This is a genomic window from Kineococcus sp. G2 (assembly GCF_037154035.1).
GTDB lineage: Bacteria > Actinomycetota > Actinomycetes > Actinomycetales > Kineococcaceae > Kineococcus.
Window position 1 is genome coordinate 26,288 of record NZ_JBBBEM010000068.1, and the last position, 23,676, is coordinate 49,963.

The window sequence follows — 23,676 nt, forward strand, 5'->3', positions numbered from 1 at the left end:
ACCGGAGATCTCGACAGGGAGGAGCAGCTCATGAGCAAGCGAGGCCGCAAGCGCCGCTCGCGCAAGGGCAACGCCGCGAACCACGGCAAGCGCCCCAACGCCTGAGCGGGCGCGCGAACGACGAGGGGCCCCGGACCGCACGGTCCGGGGCCCCTCGTCACGTCCGGGCGCTCAGCGCGCCACGGCGCTCACCTCGGTGATGTGCACGAGGATGCGCGCCCGCAGCTGCGTCGGCGCCGTCTCGCACGGGCACCCCTCCCGGATGGCCCGCTTGAGCTTCTCGTCCTCGGCCAGCTGCGCCACGCAGCTGGCGCACTCGGCCAGGTGGACCTTCAGGCGCTCGCAGTCCAGGTCGGCCATCTCGCCGTCCAGGTACTCGAACGCCCGCTCGAGGACCTCCCGGCACTCCTGCGTCAGCGGGACGGCGGCGCGCCCCGGCTCCTCCAGCCCGCTCACGACGCCCCCTCGGTCTCCCGCACGGCACCGGACACGCCCCGGTCCACGGCGTAGTCGCGCAGCAGTTCGCGCAGCTGGCGCCGGCCCCGGTGCAAGCGCGACATCACGGTCCCGATGGGGGTGCCCATGATCTCGGCGATCTGCTTGTAGGCGAAGCCCTCCACGTCGGCGAGGTACACCGCCATGCGGAAGTCCTCCGGCACCTGCTGCAGCGCGCGCTTGACGTCGGTGTCCGGCAGGTGGTCGAGCGCCTCGGTCTCCGCCGAGCGCAGCCCGGAGGAGGTGTGCGACTCCGCCCGCGCCAGCTGCCAGTCCTCGATCTCGTCCGAGTGCGACTGCTGCGGCTCGCGCTGCTTCTTGCGGTACGTGTTGATGTACGTGTTCGTCAGGATCCGGTACAGCCAGGCCTTCAGGTTCGTGCCCGGCGCGTACTGGTGGAACGCCGCGTATGCCTTGGCGAAGGCGTCCTGGACGAGGTCCTCGGCGTCGGAGGGGTTGCGCGTCATGCGCAGCGCCGCGGAGTAGAGCTGGTCGAGGAAGGGCAGCGCGTCGCGCTCGAAGCGCGCGGCCCGCTCGTCCGCGGTCTCCTCCGAGGGTGCCCTCGAGGTCTGTTCGGTCATCGGGTTCGAGCCTAGGCCCTCACCGCGCCGGGCGCTCAGCACGCCCGTCGGACGCCGCTCGTCCCGGCGGCCCGGGGGGCCCGCCGAGCGGCGGGGCCCGGTGCGGGCACCGGCCGTCTCTACCACCAGCATGCCCGCCACAACGCCCCCCGCGACGGGCCCATTCCGCCGACGGCGCGCGGACCGGGCCGCCCGCCATCCGCCGCGCGCCGCGGTTCACGCCCCGGTGAGCTGCCCGGTGCGCAGGTCCACGACCCCCTCGAGCTCGGTCTCGGGCACCTCCTCGAGCAGGTGCGGGCCGTCCTGGCGCACGTCGCCCACCGCGCGCGGCACCGGGTGCGCGGTCAGGGAGGTGGCGAACCCGTCGCGCGGCACCGCGGCCAGCAGGGCGGTGACGTCGTCGGCGTCGTCGAGGGTGGGGTCCAGCCAGGCGTCGCGCAGGTCCCGCGGGACGAGCAGCGGCATCCGCTCGTGCAGCCGGTCCAGGCCGGGCTCGGCGGCGGCGGTGACCACCGCGAAGGTCACCAGCCAGCGGGCGGGGTCGCCGGGCGCCTTCGCCGGGTCCTGCCAGAACTCGTAGACGCCCGCGAGCGACAGCACCGAGCCGTCCGCGGCCCGCACCGCGAAGGGCTGCTTGCGCGGCTTCCCCGCCTCGTCCCGCGCCACGGGGCTGACCTGCCACTCGTACCAGGCGTCGGCCGGCACCAGGCAGCGGCGGGCCAGCGCGGCCTGCGCGAAGGACGGCTTCTCCAGCAGCGTCTCGGCGCGGGCGTTCAGCGCCCGCGGGCCGCCGGAGGCGTCCTTCGCCCAGGACGGGACCAGCCCCCAGCGCAGCGAGCGCAGCGAACGGGCCGGCGGGGCGTCGGGCTCCCCCTTGCGGAAGCGCTCCAGGACCACCGGCGGGCTGCTGGTCGGCGCCACGTTCGAGGACGGGACGAACCCGCCGGGGCCCAGGGCCACCTCCTCGACCTCGAACTCCGCCACCAGCTCGTCCACGTCCCGCCGCAGGGCGTACCGACCGCACACGGGTGCCACCCTGGCACGCGGCCCCGACACGGCCCCGGCGCGGCCCCGGCACGGTCCGGAGCACCACCCCGGCGGGTGCGCCCGCGCCGCGGGTGCGGTAGGCAACTCCCATGACTCTGGTGCGACGTGTGGCCCGACCGATGCTCGCCGCGGTCTTCATCAAGACCGGCATCGACCAGGTGCGCGGCGCCGCCGACCTCGCCCCGGCCGCCGAGCCGGTCGCCGAGCGGGTCGCCGGGCCGCTGCACCTGCCGCAGGACCCGGTGCAGCTGGTGCGCCTGAACGGGGCCGCCATGGCCGCCGCCGGCGTGCTCTTCGGCCTGGGCCGCGCCCCGCGGCTGTCGGCCGCCGTGCTGGCGGCGACCACCGCGCCCACCGCGTACGTCGCGCACCCGTTCTGGACGGAGAAGGACCGCGCGGTGCGCCAGGAGGTCCTGGGCGACTTCCTCAAGGACGTCGGCCTGCTGGGCGCGGCGCTGCTCGGGTCGGTCGACACCGCCGGCAAGCCGGGCCTGGCCTGGCGCGCGGGCCGCGCCGGCCGCGACGCGAAGCGCCTGGCGGCCGCGAAGGTCGCCTGAGCGCCGCAGCTGCCCGCCCCCGGCGGTCCCGGCCCGCGGGTCGAGGACCGTCGGGGGTTGCTGCGAGGATGCCCGCGTGAGCCCGACGACAGCCGACGCCGTCCCCCCGTCACGACCGAACCGGCCCTCGCCCGAGCTGTGGCCCGCGCCCCGCGCGGCCGGCCCGCTGGACGCCGTGGTCGCCGTGCCCGGCTCGAAGTCGCTGACGAACCGCTACCTCGTGGTGGCCGCGCTCGCCGAACGCCCCTCCCTGCTGCGCGCCCCGCTGATCTCGCGCGACACGACCCTCATGGTGGCCGGTCTGCGCGCGCTGGGCGCCCGGATCACCGAGGGCGGCGCCGAGGACGACCCGGAGGGCCTGGCGGCCGGCGACTGGCTGGTGCACCCCGGGCCGGTCACCGGGGGCGGCCGGGTGGACTGCGGCCTGGCCGGCACCGTCATGCGCTTCCTGCCGCCGGTGGCCGCGCTGGCCGCCGAGCCGGTGGCGTTCGACGGCGACCCGCGCGCCCGCGAGCGCCCCATGGGCGCGGTGCTGGACGGCCTGCGCCAGCTGGGCGCCGTCGTCGACGACGGCGGGCGGGGCCTGCTGCCGTTCAGCGTGCGCGGGCCCGCCGGCGGCCTGCGCGGCGGCTCGGTGCGCATCGACGCCTCCGGCTCCAGCCAGTTCGTCTCCGCGCTGCTGCTGGTGGGGGCGCGCTGCGCCGAGGGGCTGGAGGTCGTGCACGACGGCCCGCCGCTGCCCAGCGCGCCGCACGTGCGGATGACGGTGGAGGTGCTGCGGGACGCGGGCGTCGTCGTCGACGACGCCACCCCGGGCCGCTGGGCCGTCGAGGCGGGCGAGGTCAACGCGCTGGACGTGCAGGTGGAGCCGGACCTGTCCAACGCCGGCCCGTTCCTGGCCGCGGCGGCCGTCGCCGGTGGGCGGGTGCGGGTGCCGGGCTGGCCGCAGTCGACCACCCAGGCCGGCGACCTGCTGCGCGACGTGCTGGACCAGATGGGCGCCGAGGTGTCCCTGGACCGCGACGGCCTCGTGGTGGAGGGCAGCGGCGAGCTGTACGGCCTGGACCTGGACCTGAGCGAGGCCGGTGAGCTCGCGCCCGTGATCGCGGCGCTGGCGGCGCTGGCGTCCACCCCGACGCGGCTGCGCGGCATCGCGCACCTGCGCGGGCACGAGACCGACCGCCTCGCCGCCCTGGCCACCGAGCTGAACTCCCTGGGCGGGGACGCGGAGGAGACCGCCGACGGGCTGCTCATCCGGCCCCGCCCGCTGCACGGCGGGGTGTTCCGCACCTACGCCGACCACCGGATGGCCACCGCCGGGGCCGTGATCGGGCTGGCCGTGGAGGGCGTGCTCGTGGAGGACGTCGCCACCACCGGCAAGACGCTGCCGGACTTCCCCGGCATGTGGACGGCCATGCTCCGGGGCGAGTGAGGACGGGTGCGCAGGTGAGGCTGACGTGAGCGACCGCCGCCGCCGCTGGGACGAGGACGACGTCCGCGTCCGGCCCAACCCGCGCGGCTCGCGCCCGCGCACCAAGGAGCGCCCCGCCCACGCGGACGCGGTGCCCGCGCTGGTGGTGGCGGTGGACCGCGGCCGCTCCACCTGCCTGGCCGAGCCTGGCACGCCCGCGGAGCGCGCGGTGACGGCGATGCGCGCGCGCGAGCTGGGCCGCACCGGTGTCGTCGTCGGCGACCGGGTGGGCCTGGTGGGCGACACGTCCGGGCGCACCGACACCCTGGCGCGGATCGTGCGCATCGAGGAGCGCCGCACGGTGCTGCGGCGCACCGCCGACGACACCGACCCGGTGGAGCGCGTCGTCGTCGCCAACGCCGACCAGCTGGTGGTGGTCACGGCGGTGGCGGACCCGGAGCCGCGCGCGCGGATGGTGGACCGCTGCCTGGTGGCGGCGTACGTGGCGGGCATGCGCCCGCTGCTGTGCCTGACGAAGGGCGACCTGCGCCCGGCGCAGGAGGTGCTGAGCACGTGGGCGCCGCTGGGCCTGGACGCGGTGGTGACCTCCCGCGGCCCCGGCGGGGAGCTGACGGGCCTGGAGCAGGTGCTCGAGCGGCTGCGCGGGCGCACCAGCGTGCTCGTGGGGCACTCGGGGGTGGGCAAGTCCACGCTCGTCAACGCGCTCGTGCCGGACGCCGGGCGCGCCACGGGGCACGTCAACGCCGTCACCGGCCGCGGCCGGCACACCTCCACCTCGATGGCGGCGCTGCGCCTGCCCGGTGGTGACGGCTGGGTGGTCGACACCCCGGGGGTGCGCTCGTTCGGGCTGGCGCACGTGGACCCGGAGGCGGTGCTGAACGCCTTCCCGGACCTGCTGCCGGGCGAGCGGGAGTGCCCGCGCGGGTGCACGCACGACGAGGCGGAGTGCGCGCTGGACGCGTGGGTGGCCGCCGGTCACGCCGGCAGCGCGGGCCCCGTGCGGCTGGCCTCGTTCCGGCGGTTGCTGGCCGCCCGGCGCGGCGAGGAGCGCGAGGACGAGCGGCCGCGCGCCCGCGACCGCGAGGACGTCTAGGTGCACTGCCCGGGGACGGACGTTGGTCGGGTGAGTGCGACCTGCGCGCCTGAGCCGGGCTGCTGACGCCTGGAGCACGCCTGGAGCCGGGCCGGCTGATCGTCGAACGGGACCGGCCGATCGCCCGGGCCGCTGAGCACTCCCACGTCTCCTGAACCCACCGTCGAGCGCTGCGCCCAGCGCGACCGCGCACCGCTGGGCCCGGCCACGGCGAGCACGCGCCCGGGCGGCTGGTCCTCGACGGTGCCGCGACTGCGGAGGTGCCACCCGCTGGGCGGTCGGCCTCCCGCGAGCGCCCGATGACGATGTCGTGACGATCGGGCAGGAGGGGAGGTCCTCGCTGGTCCGGGTCGCCCGTGCGGGAGACGGTGTCGGCACCCGCACGCACGACGGAGGGCCGCAGCATGAGCAGGACCAGCAGGGGGCGCGCCGCCGCCGCGGGCGTCCTCGCCGCCGCGGCGGCCCTGAGGGTCGCCGAGCTGGCGGCCGGGCTGCTGCCCGGCAGCCGCTCCCTGGTGCTGGCCGTGGGTGATGCCGTCGTCGACAGCGCCCCCGGCTGGCTGGAGCGCTCGGCGATCGCGGCCCTCGGGACGGCGGACAAGCCCGTCCTGGTCACGACCGTCCTGGTCCTCGTGGCGCTCATCGGCGCCGGGCTCGGGCTGCTGGCCCGGCGTCGCCCGGCACCGGCCGCCGCCGGCGTCGTGCTGCTCGTCGGGCTGGGCGTCGCCGCCGCCCTGGGCGACCCGCGCGCGGGTGTGCTCGGCCCGGTCGTGGTCGGCGTGCTGGGGGCGGCGACCGGCGTCACCGCCCTCCTGCTGCTCGTGCGCGCGGGCGCGCGCGTGGACGGGCCCGCGGCCGGCGGCGTGACCCGCGGGCGGTTCCTCTCCCTCGCGGCGGGCTCCGCCGCGCTGGCGCTGGTCGGGGCGGTGAGCGGCCGCCTGCTGGTGGGCCGCGAACAGGTCGACCGGCTCCGGCGCGCGATCCGCCTCCCCGCCCCCGCGGTACCGGCCCCGCCCGTACCGCCGGACGCGGACCTCGAGATCGCCGGCCTCACCCCGCTGTTCGTGCCGAACGAGGACTTCTACCGGATCGACACGGCGCTCACCGTGCCGCAGGTCGACGCCTCCGCGTGGACGCTGAGCATCACCGGCCTCGTGGACGAGCCGTTCACGCTCACCTACGCCGAGCTCCTGGAGATGCCCCAGCTCGAGGCGGACGTCACCCTCTCCTGCGTCTCGAACGAGGTCGGCGGCGGGCTCGTCGGCAACGCCCGGTGGCAGGGCGTGCCGCTGCGCGCCCTGCTCGAGCGCGCCGGTCTCCAGGAGGGGGCGACGCAGCTCGTCGGCCGGTCGGTGGACGGCTTCTCCGCCGGCTTCCCGACGCTGACCGCCCTGGACGTCGCCGAGTCGATGGTCGCGGTCGCCATGAACGGCGAGCCGTTGCCGGCCGAGCACGGCTTCCCCGCGCGCCTGGTGGTGCCCGGTCTCTACGGGTACGTCTCGGCCACGAAGTGGCTCTCGGAGATCGAGCTCACCGGCTGGGACGACGTCGACGGGTACTGGATCCCGAGGGGGTGGGCGAAGGACGGGCCGGTGAAGACGCAGTCGCGGATCGACGTCCCCCGCCGGGGCGCCGCCGTCGCCGCCGGCCGCACGCCGGTGGCGGGCGTCGCCTGGGCGCCGACGCGCGGGATCGAGCGCGTCGAGGTGCGCGTGGACGACGGGCCGTGGCAGGAGGCGGAGCTGGCGGCGCGCCTGGACGTGGACTGCTGGCGGCAGTGGGTGCTGCCCTGGGACGCGACCCCGGGAACGCACGTCCTCGCCGTGCGCGCCACCGACGGCGCGGGTGAGGTGCAGACCGACGAGCGCACGCCGGTGGCGCCCGACGGCGCGTCCGGGCGGCACACGATCACCGTCGAGGTCGTCTGACCGCCGCTGCCGCGCGCGGGACACCGCCGGGCGCGTGTGGCGTTCCCGTGACGAAACCGCCGCGGGAGCGCCTCCGGGGTGAGAGCACCGGGGTCGGTGGGCAGGGTCCTGTCGGGCCGTGCCGAGCGGCCCCGCCGCCGCCCGGCCCACCCCGCCGGCCCGGCAGCACCCCCCACCCGGTCAGGAGCTCCCGTGACACCTCCGTCTGCTCGCCGTCCCGCACCGGCGACCCCTCCCGCACGCGTCCCCCTGCCCACCTGGGCCTCCCGCACGCTCCTGTGGGGCGTGACCGCGCTCGTCGTCGTCGCGCTCGCGTGGCTGGTGACCACTGCGCTGATGAGCCTGTCGCTGGTCGCCTTCACGCTCGCGATCGCGCTGCTCCTCACCGCCCTCCTGCGGCCGCTGGTGACGCGCCTGCGCGGCTGGGGGGTGCGCCCGGGGGGCGCGGCGGCCATCGCCCTCCTGCTGCTCGTGTCCGTCCTCGTCGGGGTCGGCGTCCTGATCGGGACCCGCGTGCGCAGCCTCAGCTTCGAGCTGGTGCCCACCCTGACCTCGGGGATCGACCAGGTCCGCGCGTGGCTCACCTCACCGCCGCTGTCGCTGGACCCCGCGCAGGTGGGCCGTCTGCGCGACCGGGTCGTCGGCGTCGTGTCCAGCGCCGTCCCGAGCCCGGTCGCCGCCGCGCAGATCCTCCTCGACGTGCTGACCGCGGTCGCCCTCGCGCTGTTCACGGTGTTCTTCCTCCTCAAGGACGGCCCGGCGATGTGGCGCTGGCTGCTCGACCGGGTCCCCGAGCGGCACCGCGGCCGCACGGACGGCGCCGGCCGCACCGCGTTCACCACCCTGGAGGGCTGGGTCGTGGGAGCGGCCGCGGTCGCCCTGGTCGACGCCGTGCTGATCGGCGGGGGCCTCCTCGTGCTCGGTGTCCCGCTCTGGCTGTCGCTGACGGTGCTGACCTTCGTCGGCGCGTTCATCCCCGTGCTGGGTGCCACCGTGAGCGGCGTGGTCGCGGTCCTGGTCACCCTCGTCACGAACGGCTGGACGGACGCGCTGATCGCCCTCGGCATCGTCCTCGTGGTGCAGCAGGTGGAGGGCAACCTGCTGCAACCGCTGCTGATGGGTCGCGCGGTCCACCTGCACCCGGTGGTCACCCTGCTCGCCGTCACCTGCGGCTACCTCCTGCTGGGCATCCCCGGCGCCGTCGTCGCCGTCCCCCTGGTCGCGGTGCTGCACCAGGTGTTCGAGTTCCTGCGGCCGCCGGAGTCGGGCGAGCTGCGGGACGGGGACGAGGGCCGGGGCGTCGCGCCGGACGACGGTGGCTCGCACGCCGAGGAGCCCGCTGCCGGGCCGGGTGCGGGTCCGGCGACGACGTAGCGGGTCCCCGCCCACCGCTCGAGCCGACGAGCGGCCGGTGACGTCCGACCTGCCGGCGCTGGGCGCCCCTCAGGACCTGCTGGTGGACCAGGAGCCCGGCCAGCGCGACGAGGAAGGCGTGCCGCTGCAGCACCAGGAGCACCCCGCCGGTCGCCGTCTCGGTGACGGCCGCGGGGTCCGGCTACGGCCACCGCCAGTCGGTGGTGGGTGCCGGCAGCGGACGGGGCGTCAGAGCAGCGTGGCCCAGTAGTCCCAGAAGGCGACGCCGACCAGCACGGCGATCGCGGCGAGGCTCAGCACGATCAGCAGCACCCGGTAGTCCACGACCGCGCGCGCCACGGGCCGCGCCCGCGCGGGCACGGGGAGCAGCCCGCGGTCCAGGGCGTCGGCCAGCGAGACCCAGAACGTGGCGGTCACCACCACCCACACGACCATGCAGTACGGGCACAGGGCGTGGATGGTGAACAGGGCCGCGGCGACCAGCCAGCCGACGAACACCATCCCCAGCGCCAGGCCCGCCAGCAGACCGCGCTCCACCCACCGCGGCAGCGCGGTGCCCGACAGCAGCAGCACCCCCAGCGTCGCGCACACCGCGAAGGCCGCGACGCCGAGCAGCGGGTTGGGGAAGCCGAACAGCTCCGCCTGGGGGCTGGTCATCACCGTCCCGCAGGAGATGAACGGGTTGACGTCGCAGCTGGGCCGGTAGCCGGGGTCGGCGGCCAGCCGGAAGCGGTCGACGGTGAGGACCGTGGAGGCCAGGAGGCCGATCGCGCCGCCCAGGGCGAGCAGCAGGCCCCGCGCGCGGGGGGAGACCGGCAGGTGCGACAGGTGCCGCTCATCGCCGTGCTCGTACTGGTCGTCGGGCTCGCCCCGGCGCTGCTGCGCCGCCGCGGTGCTGCCGGCCATCGCTCCTCCGTGCTCGTCGCTGCTCATCGGTGGTCGTGGGTGCTCGTCCGGTCGGCGCCCGGCCGGTGCCGGGCGTCCTCACAGCATCCTCGGCGCACCTGGGAGCGCGCTGGACGGGCCGGAGGTCCCGGCCCGTCGTCCCGGGGCGGGGACGGGCACGGCGGTAGGTTCGGCCCGTGCCCCCCACCTCCTCCTCCCCCGCGCCGACCCCGGCGACCCGGCCCCGCTACGACGACGACCTGCGCCTGGCGCACGTGATCGCCGACCAGGTGGACGGCGTGACGATGGACCGCTTCCGGGCGCAGGACCTCGCGGTGGAGACGAAGCCGGACCTGACGCCGGTGACGGACGCCGACCGCTCGGCGGAGGAGCTGATCCGCTCCCAGCTCAAGCGCACCCGCCCGCGCGACGCGGTGCTCGGCGAGGAGTTCGGCCTGGTGGGGCGCGGCTCCCGGCAGTGGGTGGTGGACCCGATCGACGGCACGAAGAACTTCGTGCGGGGGGTGCCGGTGTGGGCGACGCTCATCGCCCTGCTGGACGACGGCGAGCCGGTGGTGGGTCTGGTGTCCGCGCCGGCGCTGCAGCGGCGGTGGTGGGCGGCGACGGGCTCGGGGGCGTGGACGGGCCGCAGCCTGTCCTCGGCGACCCGCATCTCCGTCAGCGGCGTCACCGACCTGGCGGACGCGTCGCTCTCCTACTCCTCGCTGGGCGGCTGGGAGGAGCGCGGCGGCCTGGACGGCTTCCTGGCGCTGACCCGGCAGGTGTGGCGCACCCGCGCCTTCGGCGACTTCTGGTCCTACATGCTGCTCGCGGAGGGGGCGGTCGACGTGGCCGCCGAGCCGGAGCTGGCGCTGCACGACATGGCCGCGCTGGTGCCGATCGTCACCGAGGCGGGCGGGCGCTTCACCTCCCGCGCCGGGGTGGACGGCCCGCACGGCGGCGACGCCGTCGCCAGCAACGGGCACCTGCACGCCGCCGCGCTGGCGCACCTGGGCGTGCCGGCCCCGGAGCAGCCCGCGCCCGAGCAGCCGACCACCGCCTGAGGAGCCGCTGGTGAGGACACGTCCGGCCGGCACGCGCGCCGCGGTGCCCGCGGTCGTCACCGACCCGCGCGAGCGGCGGCTGATCGTCTGGGAGGTCGTCGCCGTCTTCGCCGTCTCGCTCGGCATGAGCGGGGTGCGGGCCCTGGTGCGCTTCATCGGGCTGGTGACGGCACCGGAGGCGCTGAACGCGCAGACGTCGACGGTGCTGGGCAGCTACGCCCCGGACCGGCCGTGGCTGGACCTGGCGCTGCAGCTCGTCTCGGTCGCCTCCGGCCTGGCGCCGGTGCTGCTGGTGGCGTACCTGCTGGCGCGCGGGCGGGAGTCGCTGCGCACGCTGGGCGTGGACGGGCGCAGGCCGGGCGCGGACCTGCTGGGCGGGGTGGGCCTGGCGGCGCTGATCGGCGGGTGCGGGCTGGTGCTGTACGTGAGCGCCCGCACCGCGGGGTTCAACACCAACGTCGCGGCGTCGACGTTGCCGGACGTGTGGTGGGCGGTGCCGATCTCGGTGCTGGCGGCCGCGGAGAACGGGATCCTGGAGGAGGTGCTGGTCGCCGGGTACCTGCTGCACCGGCTGGCGCAGCTGGGGGTGCGGTGGCTGCCGGCGCTGGTGGTCAGCGCGGTGCTGCGCGGCTCGTACCACCTGTACCAGGGGCTGGGCGGGTTCGTCGGCAACGTGGCGATGGGGCTGGTGTTCGGCTGGGTGTACCAGCGCTGGGGGCGGGCGATGCCCCTGGTGGTGGCGCACACCCTGATCGACGTGGCGGCCTTCGTCGGGTACGCGCTGCTGGTGGGGCGGGTGAGCTGGCTGCCCGGGTGAGCCCCACCCCGTGAGCGCCACCGCACGCTGCGCGGCCGGTGCTGGTCCGGACGGGTGAGGGGATGTGAGGGGTCGGTGCGGATGGGCGCCCGACGCGCCCCGGCGCTGCCGCCGGTGGCGGACTGACCTAGCGTGGAGGGGGTCCGACGGACGCCGACGTCCCCGCACCCCATCCGCAGGAGCCGCCCGCAGTGCCCTCGTCGCTCAGCTCAGCCCTCCCCTCGATCAGCCACTCCGTGTGGCTGACGCTCGCCGTGGCCGCCGCCTCCGCCGCCGTCGCCGTCGTGCTCGGCGAGCTGGCCGCGTTCGCGGTGCGCCGGCTGGGCCGCCGCCGCCCCATCCTCGTCACGCTCGGCCGCCGGGTGCGCAGACCGCTGGCCGGGCTGCTGGCCATCATCGCCGTACAGGTCTCGCTGGACATCTACACCGGGGCCGCGGACTGGCAACGGCCCACCTTCTTCGTGCTGAAGCTGTTCACGGTGGCGTTCGTGGCGTGGCTGACGATCGTCGCCGCGAACGCCGTGCAGGACGTGGTGCTGCGCCGGTACCCCATCGACGTGGAGGACAACCGGCGCGCGCGCCAGCGCCGCACGCAGGTCACGCTGCTGAAGCGGGTCGTCGTCGCGCTCATCATCGTGATCGCGGCCGCGTCCATGCTGCTGACGATCCCCGGGGCGCGGGCGGCGGGCGCGAGCGTGCTGGCCTCGGCCGGTCTGCTGTCGGTGGTGGCGGGCCTGGCGGCGCAGACGTCGCTGGCGAACGTGTTCGCGGGCCTGCAGATCGCCTTCACCGACGGCCTGCGCGTCGACGACGTCGTCGTCATCGAGGGCGAGTGGGGCAACATCGAGGACATCACGCTGACGTACGTGGTGGTGCGGGTGTGGGACCAGCGCCGGCTGATCCTGCCCTCGACGTACTTCACGACCACCCCGTTCGAGAACTGGACGCGCAGCTCCGCCGACGTCCTCGGCACCGTGGAGCTCGACGTGGACTGGCGCGTGCCGGTGGACCGGTTGCGTGCGCACGCGGAGCGGTTCGTGCACGAGCACCCGCTGTGGAACGGCAAGGCCTTCGGCCTGCAGGTGCTGGACGCGACGAACTCGTTCGTGAGGGTCAGGGCGCTGGTGAGCGCGAACTCCGGCGGGCAGCTGTTCGACCTGCGGTGCGCGGTGCGCGAGGAGCTGGTGGCGTTCCTGCAGCGCGAGCACCCCGAGGCGCTGCCCAGGGTGCGCGTCGAGCCCGGCGGCGGCGCCGAGCTGCCGCGGCAAGCCGCCCGCGCGGGGGCCCGGGAGGGCGTGCAGGGCCAGCCGCAGAGGTCCACCGGCGAGTGGATGGACGGCGTGGCCGTGGAGCGGGACCGCTCGCAGCGTTGACCGGCTCCGGGACCGCTCGTGAACCGTTCGTGAACCGCTGCGCGACCGCCTACCAGACGAGTGCAACGAGTCGATGACACTGTGACGCAACACACATCAGCGCGAGGGGGGTCTTCGGTCAAGGGGAACGGTGTCCCGGGCGAAGAACAGGCACGTGCCCCTCGACGCCCTCGTCTCCTCGCTCGGCCTGCTCGCCGCCGCCGTCGGCATCGTCACCGGTGTCCCCCAGCTCGTCCGCCTCCTGCGCTCCCCCGACGCCAGCGGGCTGTCCTTCTCCTCCTCGGTCCTCGGCGTGCTCGGCGCGGGCACCTGGCTGACCTACGGCCTGCTGCTGCTGGACGCCGCGCAGATCGTCGCGAACGTGCCCGGCCTGACCTGCGCCGCCGCCACCGCCGTGCTGGCCGCCCGCCGCCTGGGCGTGCCGCTGTCCCGGGGCCTGGCCGCGGTGGCCGCCTGGACGCCCCTGGTCGTCGCGGCCCACCTGGCCGGCGGCGCCACCCTCGTCGGGGCTCTGGCCACGGCCGTCTCCCTGGTGCGGATGGTCCCGCAGGTGCGCACCGCCTTCGGCAGCGGCTCGCTGGCCGGCCTGGCACCGGGCACCTACGTGCTCACCCAGGTGTCGGGCGCCCTGTGGACCGTGTACGGCGCGGCGACCGGGCAGCCCTCCGTCGTCGTGTGCTCGCTGGTCTCGGCCCTGCTCGCCGGCGTGGTCCTCTCCCGCCGCCTGCCCCCGCGCCACGTGGTGCGGGCCCTGCACGCGGGCCGCTTCGGCCTGCCGGGTCAGCTGCTGGTGCGTCCGCTCGTCGCGCTGGCGCGACCGGGGGTGGCGCTGGCCGCCTGAGGGGCGACCACCAGCTCCGACGCCACGGCCGCCGCCGACGGGCGCACCCCGTCGAGCAGCGCGGCACCGGTGGCGGTGGGGTGCAGCACCACCCTGCGGCGGTCGGCGGGATCGGTCGCCCGGTACACCGCACCGGTCTCCACGAGGGCGTCGGCGGCGCGGGTCGCGGTGGCCGGGGCCATCACCAGCGCGTCGGCGACGTCCGACATCGAGGCCCCCGGGTTCGCCACCACGTGCTCCAGCACCCGCCAGCGGTCCACCGTCAGGCCGTGCTCGCGCAGGGCCCCGGCGAGGCGGTCCTCCGCCAGCGCGGCCAGCCGCAGGGTCCTCAGCAGGTCCGATGCGCTCACGCGGGGCTCCGTCCGCAGGGGCACCCGCGCGCGGCGGGTGTGGGATCGTGCCCAGCATGGCAGAGGGCCCGCGCCCCGCACCGGGCGCGTTCCGGGTGGCGCTGCTGCTGCCCCGGCGCGGGCCGTCGGGGATGTTCGGGCCGGCCTGCCGCGCCGCCGCGGAGCTGGCCGCCGCCGAGGTCGAGCGCGACGGCGGGGTCGGCGGACGGCGGGTGGAGCTCGTCGACGTCGACGCGGGCGCGGACCCGGCGGCGGTCGCCCGCGAGGTGGCCGCCCTGGTGGGCACCGGCGCGGTCGACGCGGTGACCGGCTGGCACCTGTCGACCGTCCGCCGGGCCGTGGCGCCCGTCGTGGCCGGGCGCGTGCCGTACGTCTACGCCACCGCCTACGAGGGCGGCGAGCAGCACGACGGGGTCCTGTGCAGCGGGGAGCTGCCCGGCGAGCAGGTGGTCGCCGCCCTGCGCTGGCTGGGCGAGCAGGCCGGGCTGCGCCGCTGGTTCGTCGTCGGCGACGACTACGTCTGGCCCCGCACCACCGCCCGCCGGGTGGCCCGGGCGCTGGCTGCGAGCGGCACGGCCCTGACCGGCAGCCGCTTCGTGCCCCTGGGCTGCGACGACGAGACGACCTGGCGGGCCGCCGTCCAGGCGTGCGCGCGCAGCGGCGCCGACGGGGTCCTCATGCTGCTCGTCGGCACCGACGGGGTGCGCTTCAACCGGGCCTTCGCCGCCGCCGGCCTGGACGCGGCGATGTTCCGGTTCAGCCCCTTCATGGACGAGACGATGCTGCTGGCCAGCGGCCCGGACGCCACCCGGGGCCTGTTCGCGTCCGCGGGGTGGTTCGCCGGGCTGCCCGGCGCCTCGGCCGCGGAGTTCTCCCGGGGCTTCGCCACCGCCTTCGACCTGCTGGCGGGCACCGGCCCCGCCGGCACCTCCGCCGCACCCGCGCCCGGGACGATGGCCGAGGCCACGTACTCCGCGCTGCGGCTGCTGGCCGGCCTGGGCGGCGGGGAGCACCCGGGCGTGGAGCACGTGCGGCGCGCGCTGGCCGGGGCGGCGTGGGACTCCCCGCACGGGACGGTGCGGCTTCGCCGGGGGGTCGCCGGCCACCCGGTGCACGTCGCGGTCGCGGACGGGGCGGTCTTCGACGTGCTCGCCCGGGTGAACGGCGGGAGGGGCCGGCCGGGCACCTCCGGCTGACCGCGGGCCGCGATCCTGCGCTCCGTGTTTCCGGCGTGTTTCACGTCCGTAAAAAGCTGTCGCGAACCCCCGCGGAGGTTTGCCGGGCCGATCGGCGCACCCCTAGCGTCGCAGTCCTTCCAGTTGGAAGGTTCCCCGTCGAGAGGCCCCGCGATGAGCCAGCACGCCCCCGGCGCCACGCCGCCCACCGGCACGAGCACCTCCACCGTCCCCGGCACCACCGCGGCGACGTCGGAGACGCTGGAGGACTACACCCTCCGGTTCGCCCCGCGCAGCTACCGCCGCTGGACCCCGGGCGTCGTCGCGACCTCCGCCCTCGGCGGCATCGCCTACCTGGCCGACTTCTCCATCGGCGCGAACATCGGCATCGCCCACGGGACGGTCAACGCGCTGCTGGGCATCGCCGTGGCGGCGGTCGTCATCTTCGTGAGCGGTTTCCCGCTGGCGTACTACGCCGCCCGCTACAACATCGACCTGGACCTCATCACCCGCGGATCGGGTTTCGGGTACTACGGGTCCGTCCTGACGAACGTCATCTTCGCGACGTTCACGTTCATCTTCTTCGCCCTCGAGGGTTCCATCATGGCGCAGGGCCTGCACCTGGGCCTGGGCGTCCCGCTGTGGGCGGGGTACGCGGTCTCCACCATCATCGTCATCCCGCTGGTGGTGTACGGCATGAAGGTGCTGTCCACGCTGCAGGTGTGGACCACGCCGTTGTGGCTGGTGCTCATGGTGATCCCCTTCGCGTACCTGGTCATCGCGAACCCCGACTCGGTGGGCGAGTTCTTCTCCTACACCGGCGCGGACGGCAGCGGCTCGTCGGTGAGCGTGGCGTCCGTGCTGCTGGCCGCCGGCGTCTGCCTCTCGCTCATGGCGCAGATCGCCGAGCAGATCGACTACCTGCGGTTCATGCCGCCGCGCACCGCCGAGAACAGCCGGCGCTGGTGGACGGCCGTGGTGATGGCCGGTCCCGGCTGGGTCGTCTTCGGTGCGATCAAGCAGGCCGTCGGGCTGTTCATCGCCGTGTACCTCATCGCCACGCTGGACCCGCAGGCCTCCGCCACCGCGAACGAGCCGGTGCACCAGTTCCTCGGCGTGTACGAGGAGATGATGCCGGGCTGGCTGGCGATGACCCTGGCCGTCGTCCTCGTCGTCATCAGCCAGATCAAGATCAACGTGACGAACGCCTACTCCGGGTCGCTGGCGTGGACGAACTCCTTCACGCGCGTGACCAAGCGCTACCCGGGCCGGATGGTGTTCGTCGTGGTGAACCTCGTCATCGCGCTGACGCTGATGGAGGCGAACATGTTCGACTTCCTCAACACCATCCTGGGTTTCTACGCCAACTGCGCGATGGCGTGGGTCATCACGGTGGCCACCGACATCGTCGTCAACAAGCACCTGCTGGGGATCTCGCCGAAGGTTCCGGAGTTCCGCCGCGGCATGCTGTACGCGGTGAACCCGGTCGGGTTCGTCTCGGTGCTGCTGTCCGCCGGGCTGTCGATCGCCGTGTTCTTCGGTGCGTTCGGCGAGAGCGTCCAGCCGTACTCCCCCGTCGTCGCGGTCGTCCTGGCGGTGATCTGCCCGCCGGTCCTGGCGATCGCCACGCGCGGGCGGTACTACCTGCGCCGCGACGACGACGGCCTGGCGCTGCCGATGTTCGACGCGGACGGCAACCCCTCCGGCGAGGTCCTCACCTGCCACGTGTGCCGGCAGGACTACGAGCGCCCCGACCTGGCCGCCTGCGCCACGCACGACGACGTCGTCTGCTCGCTGTGCCTGAGCACCGACAAGGTCGCCGACCACGTGCTGCCCGCGCGTCCGTGAGGAACGTGCCCGTGGGAGGGTTCGCCCCGTGCACCTGAGCCCTGCCGACACCGAGAAGCTGCTGATGGCGGTCGCGGGCATGGTGGCCCGCGACCGCCTGTCGCGCGGCGTGAAGCTGAACCACCCGGAGGCGGTGGCCCTGCTGAGCTGCTGGGTCGTGGAGCGGGCCCGCGAGGGCGCGCTGGTGAGCGAGCTGATGGAGTCCGGCCGGCGGGTGCTCACCCGCTCGCAGGTGATGCCGGGGGTGGCGGAGGTGCTGCACGACGTGCAGGTCGAGGCGACCTTCCCCGACGGCCGCAAGCTCGTCACCCTGCACGACCCGATCGGCGAGGACGACGGGGCCGCCCCCACCGGGGAGGGCGAGGCGCCCGGGGCGATCCGGGTGCGCCCGGGGACGATCGCGCTGAACGCCGACCGCGGCGAGCACGAGCGGCTGGAGCTCGTGGTGGAGAACACCGGCGACCGCCCCGTGCAGATCGGCTCGCACCTGCACCTGCCCGACGCGAACCCCGCGCTGCGCTTCGACCGCGCCGCCGCCCGGGGTTTCCGCCTCGACGTCCCCTCGGGCACGTCGGTGCGCTTCGAGCCGGGCGTCTCGCGCACCGTCGCCGCCGTGGCGCTGCGCGGTGCGCGCCGCGTCCCCGGCGTGCAGGTCGACCGTTCCCACCTCGGACAGGCAGGTTCCCTCGATGGCTGAGCCGGACGTGACCAGGATCGACCGGGGCGCCTACGCGGCCCTGTACGGGCCCACCACGGGCGACCAGGTGCGCCTGGGCGACACCGACCTGTGGATCGAGGTGGAGGCCGACCTCACCGCGGGCGGGGAGGAGGCGGTGTTCGGCGGCGGCAAGTCGATCCGCGAGTCGATGGCGCAGGGCACCACCACGCGCGCCGAGGGCGCACCGGACACCGTCATCACGAACGTCGTGGTCCTGGACCACACCGGCGTGTTCCGCGCCGACGTCGGGATCCGCGACGGGCGCATCAGCGGCATCGGCCGCGCGGGGAACCCCGACGTCGCCGACGGCGTGCACCCGGCGCTGCGGATCGGCCCGTCCACCGACGTGATCTCCGGCGAGCGGAAGATCCTCACCGCCGGCGGCATCGACACCCACGTGCACCTCATCTCCCCCTCGCAGCTGCACGAGGCGCTGGCCGCGGGCCTGACGACCATCGCCGGCGGGGGCACCGGCCCCAGCGAGGGGTCCAAGGCCACCACCGTCACCCCGGGCGCCTGGCACCTCGCGCACGCGCACCGGGCGCTGGACGCGGTTCCGCTGAACGTCCTGCTGCTGGGCAAGGGGAACACCGTCAGCGCGGCCGGGTTGGCCGAGCAGGCCCTGGCCGGCGCCGGCGGTTACAAGGTCCACGAGGACTGGGGCTCGAGCCCCGCCGCGATCGACGCGGCCCTGCGCGCGGCGGAGGAGTTCGGGTTGCAGGTCGCCCTGCACTCGGACTCCCTCAACGAGGCCGGGTACGTCGACTCCACGATCGCCGCGATCGGCGGCCGCTCGATCCACGCGTTCCACACCGAGGGCGCGGGCGGCGGGCACGCCCCGGACATCATCACGGTGGCGGGGCTGCCGAACGTGGTCCCCGGCTCGACGAACCCCACCCTGCCGCACACGGTGAACACCGTCCCCGAGCACCTCGACATGCTGCTCGTGTGCCACCACCTGAACCCCCGGGTGCCCGAGGACCTGGCGTTCGCGGAGTCGCGCATCCGCGCCACGACGATCGCCGCCGAGGACGTCCTGCACGACCTCGGGGCCCTGTCCATCACCAGCTCCGACGCGCAGGCGATGGGCCGCATCGGCGAGGTGATCACCCGCACCTGGCAGGTCGCGCACGTCATGAAGCACCGGCGCGGCCGGCTGAGCGAGAACTCCCCCGCGGACAACGAGCGCGCCCGCCGCTACGTCGCCAAGTACACGATCAACCCGGCGGTCGCGCACGGCGTCGACCACCTCGTCGGCTCCGTGGAGGTCGGCAAGATGGCCGACCTGGTGCTGTGGGACCCGGCGTTCTTCGGGGTGCGTCCCTCGGTGGTGCTCAAGGGCGGTGCGCTGGTGCTGGGCGCCCTGGGCGACCCGAACGCCTCCATCCCCACCCCGCAGCCGGTGCTGCTGCGCCCGGCGCTGATGCACCCGAACGGCGCGGACGTGTCCGTCTCGTTCGTCTCCCCCGCCGCCCTGGACGACGGCCTCGCCGGCCGCCTGGGCCTGCGCAGGCGCCTGGAGGCCGTCCGGGACACCCGCGCGGTCGGCAAGGCGCAGATGGTCCACAACGACGCGCTGCCGGACATCCGGGTGGACCCCGAGACGTTCGCCATCACGATCGACGGGGACCTCGTCGAACCCTCTCCCGCCGCGGAACTTCCGCTGGCGCAGCGGTACCAGCTGTTCTGATGGCCACCCCGCCCCCCGCCCCCTCCCCCGACCTGGTGCTGGCGCTGCTGGCCGACGCCCGCCTGCCCGTCGGCGGCCACACCCAGTCCGGCGGCCTCGAACCGGCGCTGGTGCACGGCGGCCTCACCTCCGCCGACGTGCCGGCGTTCCTGCGCGGGCGGCTGGCCACCGTCGTCGCCGTCGAGGCCGGCACCGCGGTCGTGGCGCGCCACCGCGCGCTGACCGCCGGAGCCTTGGGCTCGGCACCCGGCGAGGAGGCGTCCGGCGAGGCGGTGTTCGGTGACGTGGAGGAGGCGTGGGCCGCCCGCACGGCGAGCGCCCCGCTGCGCGAGGCGTCCCGCACGCTGGGCCGCGGCTACCTGCGCCTGGCGCAGCGGTTGTGGCCGGGTTCCGCGGTCCTGGACGCGCTGGGCCGCCGGCCGCCTCGCCCGCTGGTCCTGGGCGCGGTCGCCGCCCTCGCCGGGCTGGACGCGGCCCGCCTGGTGCGGCTGTGCGGGCACGAGGACGCCGCCACCCTGGGTGCGGCCGCCCTCAAGCTGGACCCGCTGGACCCGGCCGAGACCGTGGTGTGGACCCTGGCGGCGCACCCGCTCGTGGAGGAGCTCGTGCCGCGCCTGGTGGGGCTCACCGACCCCGCCGAGATCCCCGCCGGCAGCGCTCCCCTCGTGGAGGAGCACTCCCTGCGCCACGCCCGCACCACCCACCGCCTGTTCCAGGCGTGACCCCCGGACCCCGAACCCCTCAGCGCCGCACCACCACCGCACCACCACCGCACCACCACCGCACCGACCCGGAGGAACCCCGTGTCCCAGCCCACCCGCTCGTTCCGCCTCGGCGTCGCCGGGCCCGTCGGCACCGGCAAGAGCTCGCTCATCGCGCTGCTGTGCCGGGAGCTGTCCGCCGAGCTGCGCATCGGCGTCGTCACCAACGACATCTACACCGACGAGGACGCGAGGTTCCTGCGCTCGGCGGGCGTGCTCGAGCCCGAGCGCATCCGGGCGGTGGAGACCGGCGCCTGCCCGCACACCGCCATCCGCGACGACGTCACCGCGAACCTGCTGGCGGTGGAGGACCTGGAGGCGGACTTCGCCCCCCTGGACCTGGTGCTCGTGGAGTCCGGCGGCGACAACCTCACCGCCACGTTCTCCCCCGCCCTCGTCGACGCGCAGGTGTTCGTCCTGGACGTCGCCGGCGGCGGGGACGTGGCCCGCAAGGGCGGGCCCGGCATCGCCCGCGCCGACCTGCTGGTGCTGAACAAGACCGACCTGGCCCCGCACGTGGGCGTGGACGTGCCGCGGATGCTCGCCGACGCGCTGGCGGCCCGCGGGCACCGCGACGACCGGCCCGTCGTGGCGCTCTCGCGCACCGACCGCCCTTCGGTGGAGCAGCTCACGGCGTGGCTGCGCGGTGTCCTGGCGGAGTTCCGCGCCGGCCGGCACGAACCGCGCGACCCGGGCCCGATGGCGCCGCACTCGCACGCCGACGGCACCACCCACGAGCACGACCACACCCCTGAGCACGACCACCCGCACGAGCACCTGCCGGCGTGACCCGCGTCCACCTCCACCCCGGCGGACGGCTCGACCTGGCCACCGGCGCCCTGGTCCCCCGGCTGCTGTCCCGCTCCCGGGACGGGGCGCGGGTGGCGCTGGTGGGGGCCCGGGCGCTGCTGCTGGCCGGCGACGACGTCCACCTCGACGTGGCCGTGGGCGCGGGCTGTGCGCTGGAGCTGGTGGAGGTGGCCGGCACGGTCGCCTTCGACCAGCGCGGCGGGCCACCCGCGTCCTGGCGGGTGCGGGTGCGGCTGGGTGCGGGAGCCCGGCTGAGCTGGCACGGCGAGCCGTTCGTGGTGGCGACCGGGGCAGCCGTCGAGCGCTCCACCGACGTGGAGCTGGCGGAGGGGGCCGTGGCGCTGCTGCGCGAGACGCTCGTGCTCGGCCGCACCGGCGAGCGCGGCGGGGCGCTGCTGGCCCGCACCCGCGCGCACCTGGCCGGCCGGCCCCTGCTGGCGGAGGACCTGGACCTGCGTGAGCCGGCCCTGCGCTCCTCGCCCGCCGTCCTCGGCGCCGCCCGCTGCGTGGACAGCGTCGCGCTGCTGGGCACCCGGCCACCGGGCGAGGAACCGGACGCGCTGCACCTGCAGGGCCCGGGAGCCCTGGCGCGCACCCTCACCGCCGACGCGCACACCAGCGCTCTGGGGGCGGTGTGGAGGCGCTGGCTGCCGCGGGTGGCACCGGCCGCACCACCCCGTCCGTGATCCCGCGCGGAGCACGAACGCGCGTGCGAGGCTGCCGCGGTGGCCGGGCACGCGGACGCCGAGCGGCAGCTCGCCCGCGCCGACCGCCTGGAGCGGGCGGTGGCGCGCGACGGCCCCGCGTGCGTGTGGTGCGGGCGGGAGCTGAGCGGCCTGGTCCGCCCCACCACCGACCACCTGGTGCCGCGGGTCAAGGGCGGGCCGTCGTGGCTGGAGAACGAGGTGGCGGCGTGCCGGCGCTGCAACGGCGAGCGCGGGCACGCCTCCCCGGTGGACTGGCTGCTGGAGTGCCGCCGGCGCGGGTGGCCGGCGGACCCGGTGTGGCTGCGACGGCGGCTGGAGGAGCTGGACGCGGCCGTCGCCGCCCGCGGTGGTCAGCGCCGCGCGCGCCCCTACGTGCAGGCGCAGCTGCGCCGGGCGCGCCGCCTGGCCGGGACGGCCTGAGCGGCGCACCCGGTGCGGCTCAGCGCAGGAACCACTCCCCGGGCTCGGCGAGGCGCTCGACGTCGTCCGGGCCCCAGGTGCCCTCGGCGTACGGCAGCACCTGCGGACGCTCGTTCGAGAACCGCTCGATCGCCCGCCACGCGGCGCGCAGGCCGTCCACGCCGGTGAACAGGGAGCGGTCGCCGGTCAGGACGTGGTCGATGAGGTGCGCGTACGGCAGCGCCGGCTCGGTCCCCTCGAAGCGGTCCAGCGGCAGGCTCGCCGTGCCGCGCACGGTGCCGCCGGCGACGCCCGGCCGGCGCACCGCGACGCCGACGTCCAGCGAACCGCCCTCGAGCAGCGAGAAGCTGACCACCGCGGGCTCGCCTCCCGGCTCACCACCCGCGTACGGCCCCTCGGCGGGCGGCTTCAGGACCAGGGTGATGCGCTGCTCGTCGGCCGCCATCTTCTTGCCGCTGCGCAGCAGGAACGGCACGCCCTCCCAGCGCTCGTCGTCGACCCACAGCCGCGCGGCGGCCAGGGTGTCGGTCGTCGAGCCGTCGGCGACGCCGTCGATGTCCGTGTAGCCCTCGAACTGCCCGAGCACCACCTCAGCCGGGTCGAGCTCGCGGAAGCGCTGCAGCGCAGCGTCCCTGGCGGCCTGCACGGTCTCCGGGCGCAGGTCGGCGGGCGGCTCCATCGCCACGGTCGCGGCCAGCTGGAACAGGTGGGTGACGATCATGTCGAGGAAGGCGCCGGTGGCGTCGTAGAAGTCGGCGCGCTGGGCGACGTCCAGGGTCTCGGCGATGTCGATCTGCACCTGGGCGACGTGCTCGCGGTTCCAGATCCCCGCCAGCCACGGGTTCGCCAGGCGCGCGTGGATGAGGTCCTGGGCGGCCTCGAACGCCAGGAAGTGGTCGATGCGGAAGACCTGCTCCTCGGCGAAGACGCGCTGCACCTCCGCGTCCAGCTCCTCGAAGCTCGCCAGCGACGTGCCGTACGGCTTCTCGTAGACGATGCGGGCGCCGGCGGCCAGGCCGTGCGCGTCGAACGCCTTCGTGACGTCGAGGAAGGCGCCCGGCGGGATCGCCAGGTAGTGCACGAGCTGCACGTCGTCCTCACCTGCGCCGAGCTGCTCGCGGGCCTCGGCCAGCACGTCGAGCAGGGCGCCGGGGTCGTCGGCGCTGAACCCGCCGCTGGCGAAGAGCAGGTGCTCGGCGAAGTCGTCCCAGGGGCCCTCGGACGGCTGCGGGCCGAACTCCTCCAGCGCCTGCCTGATGTACTGCCGGAACTCGTCGTGGGTCATCTCGCCGCGGCTGCTGCCCACGATCCGCCACCGCTCGGGCAGTCGCCCCAGGGCGGCGAGCTGGAAGAACGCGGGCATCACCAGCCGGCGCGACAGGTCGCCCGTCGCCCCGAACATGACGAACACCGTGGGCTTCTCGTCCCGCTGAGCCTGCTGCTGGGGCTGCTGCTGGGACTGCGCTGTCTCGGTCACGGGGCGAACGCTATTGCCCGCGGCGCCGGCGCGCAGAGTAGGGTGCGGATCGTGACCACCACGACGACCTCCGTGCGCCCGGGCCGCCGCCCGCGCGCGCTGAGCGGTGCGTGGTGGTGGGTGTCGGCGGTCGCCTGACGCTCCCACGTCCCGGTGGCCGCCTCGTCGAGGAGGCCCACCACCCGGGACGACCCCCTCGACGGCCGGCCGCGCCAGCCCCACCGAGGAGGAAC

24 protein-coding genes are annotated in these 23,676 nt (G+C 75.8%); 18 read left to right on the forward strand and 6 right to left on the reverse strand.

Annotated features, from left to right (window positions below; genetic code table 11):
* Nucleotides 1–30 precede the first annotated feature (30 nt).
* Nucleotides 31–105: a 50S ribosomal protein bL37 gene (locus tag V9U69_RS19325; RefSeq protein WP_099052597.1), complete on the forward strand. Its 75-nt coding sequence runs from the start codon at nucleotides 31–33 to the stop codon at nucleotides 103–105.
* A gap of 66 nt (nucleotides 106–171) precedes the next feature.
* Here the strand turns inward: V9U69_RS19325 and rsrA are convergent, their stop codons facing one another.
* The 3 genes from rsrA to V9U69_RS11025 form a co-directional block, all read right to left on the reverse strand.
* Nucleotides 172–456, reverse strand: a complete 285-nt coding sequence (gene rsrA, locus V9U69_RS11015) for a mycothiol system anti-sigma-R factor (protein WP_337061862.1) — start codon at nucleotides 454–456, stop codon at nucleotides 172–174.
* The gene (locus V9U69_RS11020) at nucleotides 453–1,208 is read right to left on the reverse strand and encodes a sigma-70 family RNA polymerase sigma factor (protein WP_442907727.1); all 756 of its coding nucleotides are present in this window, start codon (nucleotides 1,206–1,208) and stop codon (nucleotides 453–455) included. The genes rsrA and V9U69_RS11020 overlap by 4 nt, the downstream gene beginning before the upstream one ends.
* 84 nt (nucleotides 1,209–1,292) lie before the next feature.
* On the reverse strand, nucleotides 1,293–2,102 hold the full coding sequence (locus V9U69_RS11025) for an SOS response-associated peptidase (protein ID WP_337061864.1): 810 nt from the start codon (nucleotides 2,100–2,102) through the stop codon (nucleotides 1,293–1,295).
* Between the two features lie 110 nt (nucleotides 2,103–2,212).
* Here V9U69_RS11025 and V9U69_RS11030 point away from each other — a divergent pair, with 110 nt between their 5' ends.
* The 5 genes from V9U69_RS11030 (at nucleotide 2,213) to V9U69_RS11050 (ending at nucleotide 8,507) form a co-directional block, all read left to right on the forward strand.
* Complete coding sequence (locus V9U69_RS11030) at nucleotides 2,213–2,680, forward strand: DoxX family protein (protein WP_337061865.1); 468 nt, start codon at nucleotides 2,213–2,215, stop codon at nucleotides 2,678–2,680.
* A gap of 136 nt (nucleotides 2,681–2,816) precedes the next feature.
* The gene (aroA, locus tag V9U69_RS11035) at nucleotides 2,817–4,112 is read left to right on the forward strand and encodes a 3-phosphoshikimate 1-carboxyvinyltransferase (RefSeq protein ID WP_442907732.1); all 1,296 of its coding nucleotides are present in this window, start codon (nucleotides 2,817–2,819) and stop codon (nucleotides 4,110–4,112) included.
* Nucleotides 4,113–4,137: 25 nt separating this feature from the next.
* A complete protein-coding gene (gene rsgA, locus V9U69_RS11040; protein WP_337061867.1) occupies nucleotides 4,138–5,205 on the forward strand; it encodes a ribosome small subunit-dependent GTPase A in 1,068 nt (355 codons plus the stop codon).
* A 404-nt stretch (nucleotides 5,206–5,609) separates the two neighbouring features.
* Nucleotides 5,610–7,133, forward strand: coding sequence for a molybdopterin-dependent oxidoreductase (locus tag V9U69_RS11045; protein WP_337061868.1), 1,524 nt, complete (start codon nucleotides 5,610–5,612; stop codon nucleotides 7,131–7,133).
* Between the two features lie 285 nt (nucleotides 7,134–7,418).
* Nucleotides 7,419–8,507 carry an AI-2E family transporter gene (locus tag V9U69_RS11050; protein WP_337061869.1) on the forward strand — a complete coding sequence of 363 codons (1,089 nt, stop codon included), beginning with the start codon at nucleotides 7,419–7,421 and terminating at the stop codon, nucleotides 8,505–8,507.
* A gap of 228 nt (nucleotides 8,508–8,735) precedes the next feature.
* Here the strand turns inward: V9U69_RS11050 and V9U69_RS11055 are convergent, their stop codons facing one another.
* Complete coding sequence (locus V9U69_RS11055) at nucleotides 8,736–9,440, reverse strand: vitamin K epoxide reductase family protein (RefSeq protein WP_337061870.1); 705 nt, start codon at nucleotides 9,438–9,440, stop codon at nucleotides 8,736–8,738.
* Between the two features lie 149 nt (nucleotides 9,441–9,589).
* Here V9U69_RS11055 and hisN point away from each other — a divergent pair, with 149 nt between their 5' ends.
* The 4 genes from hisN to V9U69_RS11075 all read left to right on the forward strand — a co-directional run bounded on the left by hisN (nucleotide 9,590) and on the right by V9U69_RS11075 (nucleotide 13,487).
* Nucleotides 9,590–10,456, forward strand: coding sequence for a histidinol-phosphatase (gene hisN / locus V9U69_RS11060; protein WP_337061871.1), 867 nt, complete (start codon nucleotides 9,590–9,592; stop codon nucleotides 10,454–10,456).
* A 10-nt stretch (nucleotides 10,457–10,466) separates the two neighbouring features.
* A complete protein-coding gene (locus tag V9U69_RS11065; RefSeq protein WP_337061872.1) occupies nucleotides 10,467–11,273 on the forward strand; it encodes a CPBP family intramembrane glutamic endopeptidase in 807 nt (268 codons plus the stop codon).
* Between the two features lie 191 nt (nucleotides 11,274–11,464).
* Nucleotides 11,465–12,646: a mechanosensitive ion channel family protein gene (locus tag V9U69_RS11070; RefSeq protein WP_337061873.1), complete on the forward strand. Its 1,182-nt coding sequence runs from the start codon at nucleotides 11,465–11,467 to the stop codon at nucleotides 12,644–12,646.
* A 154-nt stretch (nucleotides 12,647–12,800) separates the two neighbouring features.
* The gene (locus V9U69_RS11075) at nucleotides 12,801–13,487 is read left to right on the forward strand and encodes a SemiSWEET family transporter (protein ID WP_337061874.1); all 687 of its coding nucleotides are present in this window, start codon (nucleotides 12,801–12,803) and stop codon (nucleotides 13,485–13,487) included.
* Here the strand turns inward: V9U69_RS11075 and V9U69_RS11080 are convergent.
* The gene (locus V9U69_RS11080) at nucleotides 13,427–13,837 is read right to left on the reverse strand and encodes a MarR family winged helix-turn-helix transcriptional regulator (RefSeq protein WP_337061875.1); all 411 of its coding nucleotides are present in this window, start codon (nucleotides 13,835–13,837) and stop codon (nucleotides 13,427–13,429) included. The two genes, V9U69_RS11075 and V9U69_RS11080, sit on opposite strands and share 61 nt — an antisense overlap.
* A gap of 56 nt (nucleotides 13,838–13,893) precedes the next feature.
* Between V9U69_RS11080 and V9U69_RS11085 the strand changes: the two genes are divergently transcribed.
* The 8 genes from V9U69_RS11085 to V9U69_RS11120 all read left to right on the forward strand — a co-directional run bounded on the left by V9U69_RS11085 (nucleotide 13,894) and on the right by V9U69_RS11120 (nucleotide 21,966).
* A complete protein-coding gene (locus tag V9U69_RS11085) occupies nucleotides 13,894–15,033 on the forward strand; it encodes an ABC transporter substrate-binding protein (protein WP_337061876.1) in 1,140 nt (379 codons plus the stop codon).
* 153 nt (nucleotides 15,034–15,186) lie between these two features.
* Nucleotides 15,187–16,860, forward strand: a complete 1,674-nt coding sequence (locus tag V9U69_RS11090) for a purine-cytosine permease family protein (protein ID WP_337061877.1) — start codon at nucleotides 15,187–15,189, stop codon at nucleotides 16,858–16,860.
* 28 nt (nucleotides 16,861–16,888) lie between these two features.
* Nucleotides 16,889–17,557: an urease subunit gamma gene (locus V9U69_RS11095; protein ID WP_337061878.1), complete on the forward strand. Its 669-nt coding sequence runs from the start codon at nucleotides 16,889–16,891 to the stop codon at nucleotides 17,555–17,557.
* Nucleotides 17,550–19,268 carry an urease subunit alpha gene (locus V9U69_RS11100; RefSeq protein WP_337061879.1) on the forward strand — a complete coding sequence of 573 codons (1,719 nt, stop codon included), beginning with the start codon at nucleotides 17,550–17,552 and terminating at the stop codon, nucleotides 19,266–19,268. Before V9U69_RS11095 ends, V9U69_RS11100 begins: the two co-directional genes overlap by 8 nt.
* On the forward strand, nucleotides 19,268–19,990 hold the full coding sequence (locus tag V9U69_RS11105; RefSeq protein ID WP_337061880.1) for an urease accessory protein UreF: 723 nt from the start codon (nucleotides 19,268–19,270) through the stop codon (nucleotides 19,988–19,990). The genes V9U69_RS11100 and V9U69_RS11105 overlap by 1 nt, the downstream gene beginning before the upstream one ends.
* Before the next feature lie 81 nt (nucleotides 19,991–20,071).
* Nucleotides 20,072–20,818, forward strand: a complete 747-nt coding sequence (gene ureG, locus V9U69_RS11110) for an urease accessory protein UreG (RefSeq protein WP_337061881.1) — start codon at nucleotides 20,072–20,074, stop codon at nucleotides 20,816–20,818.
* Nucleotides 20,815–21,525, forward strand: coding sequence for an urease accessory protein UreD (locus V9U69_RS11115; RefSeq protein ID WP_337061882.1), 711 nt, complete (start codon nucleotides 20,815–20,817; stop codon nucleotides 21,523–21,525). The genes ureG and V9U69_RS11115 overlap by 4 nt, the downstream gene beginning before the upstream one ends.
* A gap of 39 nt (nucleotides 21,526–21,564) precedes the next feature.
* The gene (locus tag V9U69_RS11120; protein ID WP_337061883.1) at nucleotides 21,565–21,966 is read left to right on the forward strand and encodes an HNH endonuclease; all 402 of its coding nucleotides are present in this window, start codon (nucleotides 21,565–21,567) and stop codon (nucleotides 21,964–21,966) included.
* Between the two features lie 19 nt (nucleotides 21,967–21,985).
* Here the strand turns inward: V9U69_RS11120 and V9U69_RS11125 are convergent, their stop codons facing one another.
* Nucleotides 21,986–23,443, reverse strand: coding sequence for a glucose-6-phosphate dehydrogenase (locus V9U69_RS11125; RefSeq protein WP_337061884.1), 1,458 nt, complete (start codon nucleotides 23,441–23,443; stop codon nucleotides 21,986–21,988).
* Nucleotides 23,444–23,676 lie beyond the last annotated feature (233 nt).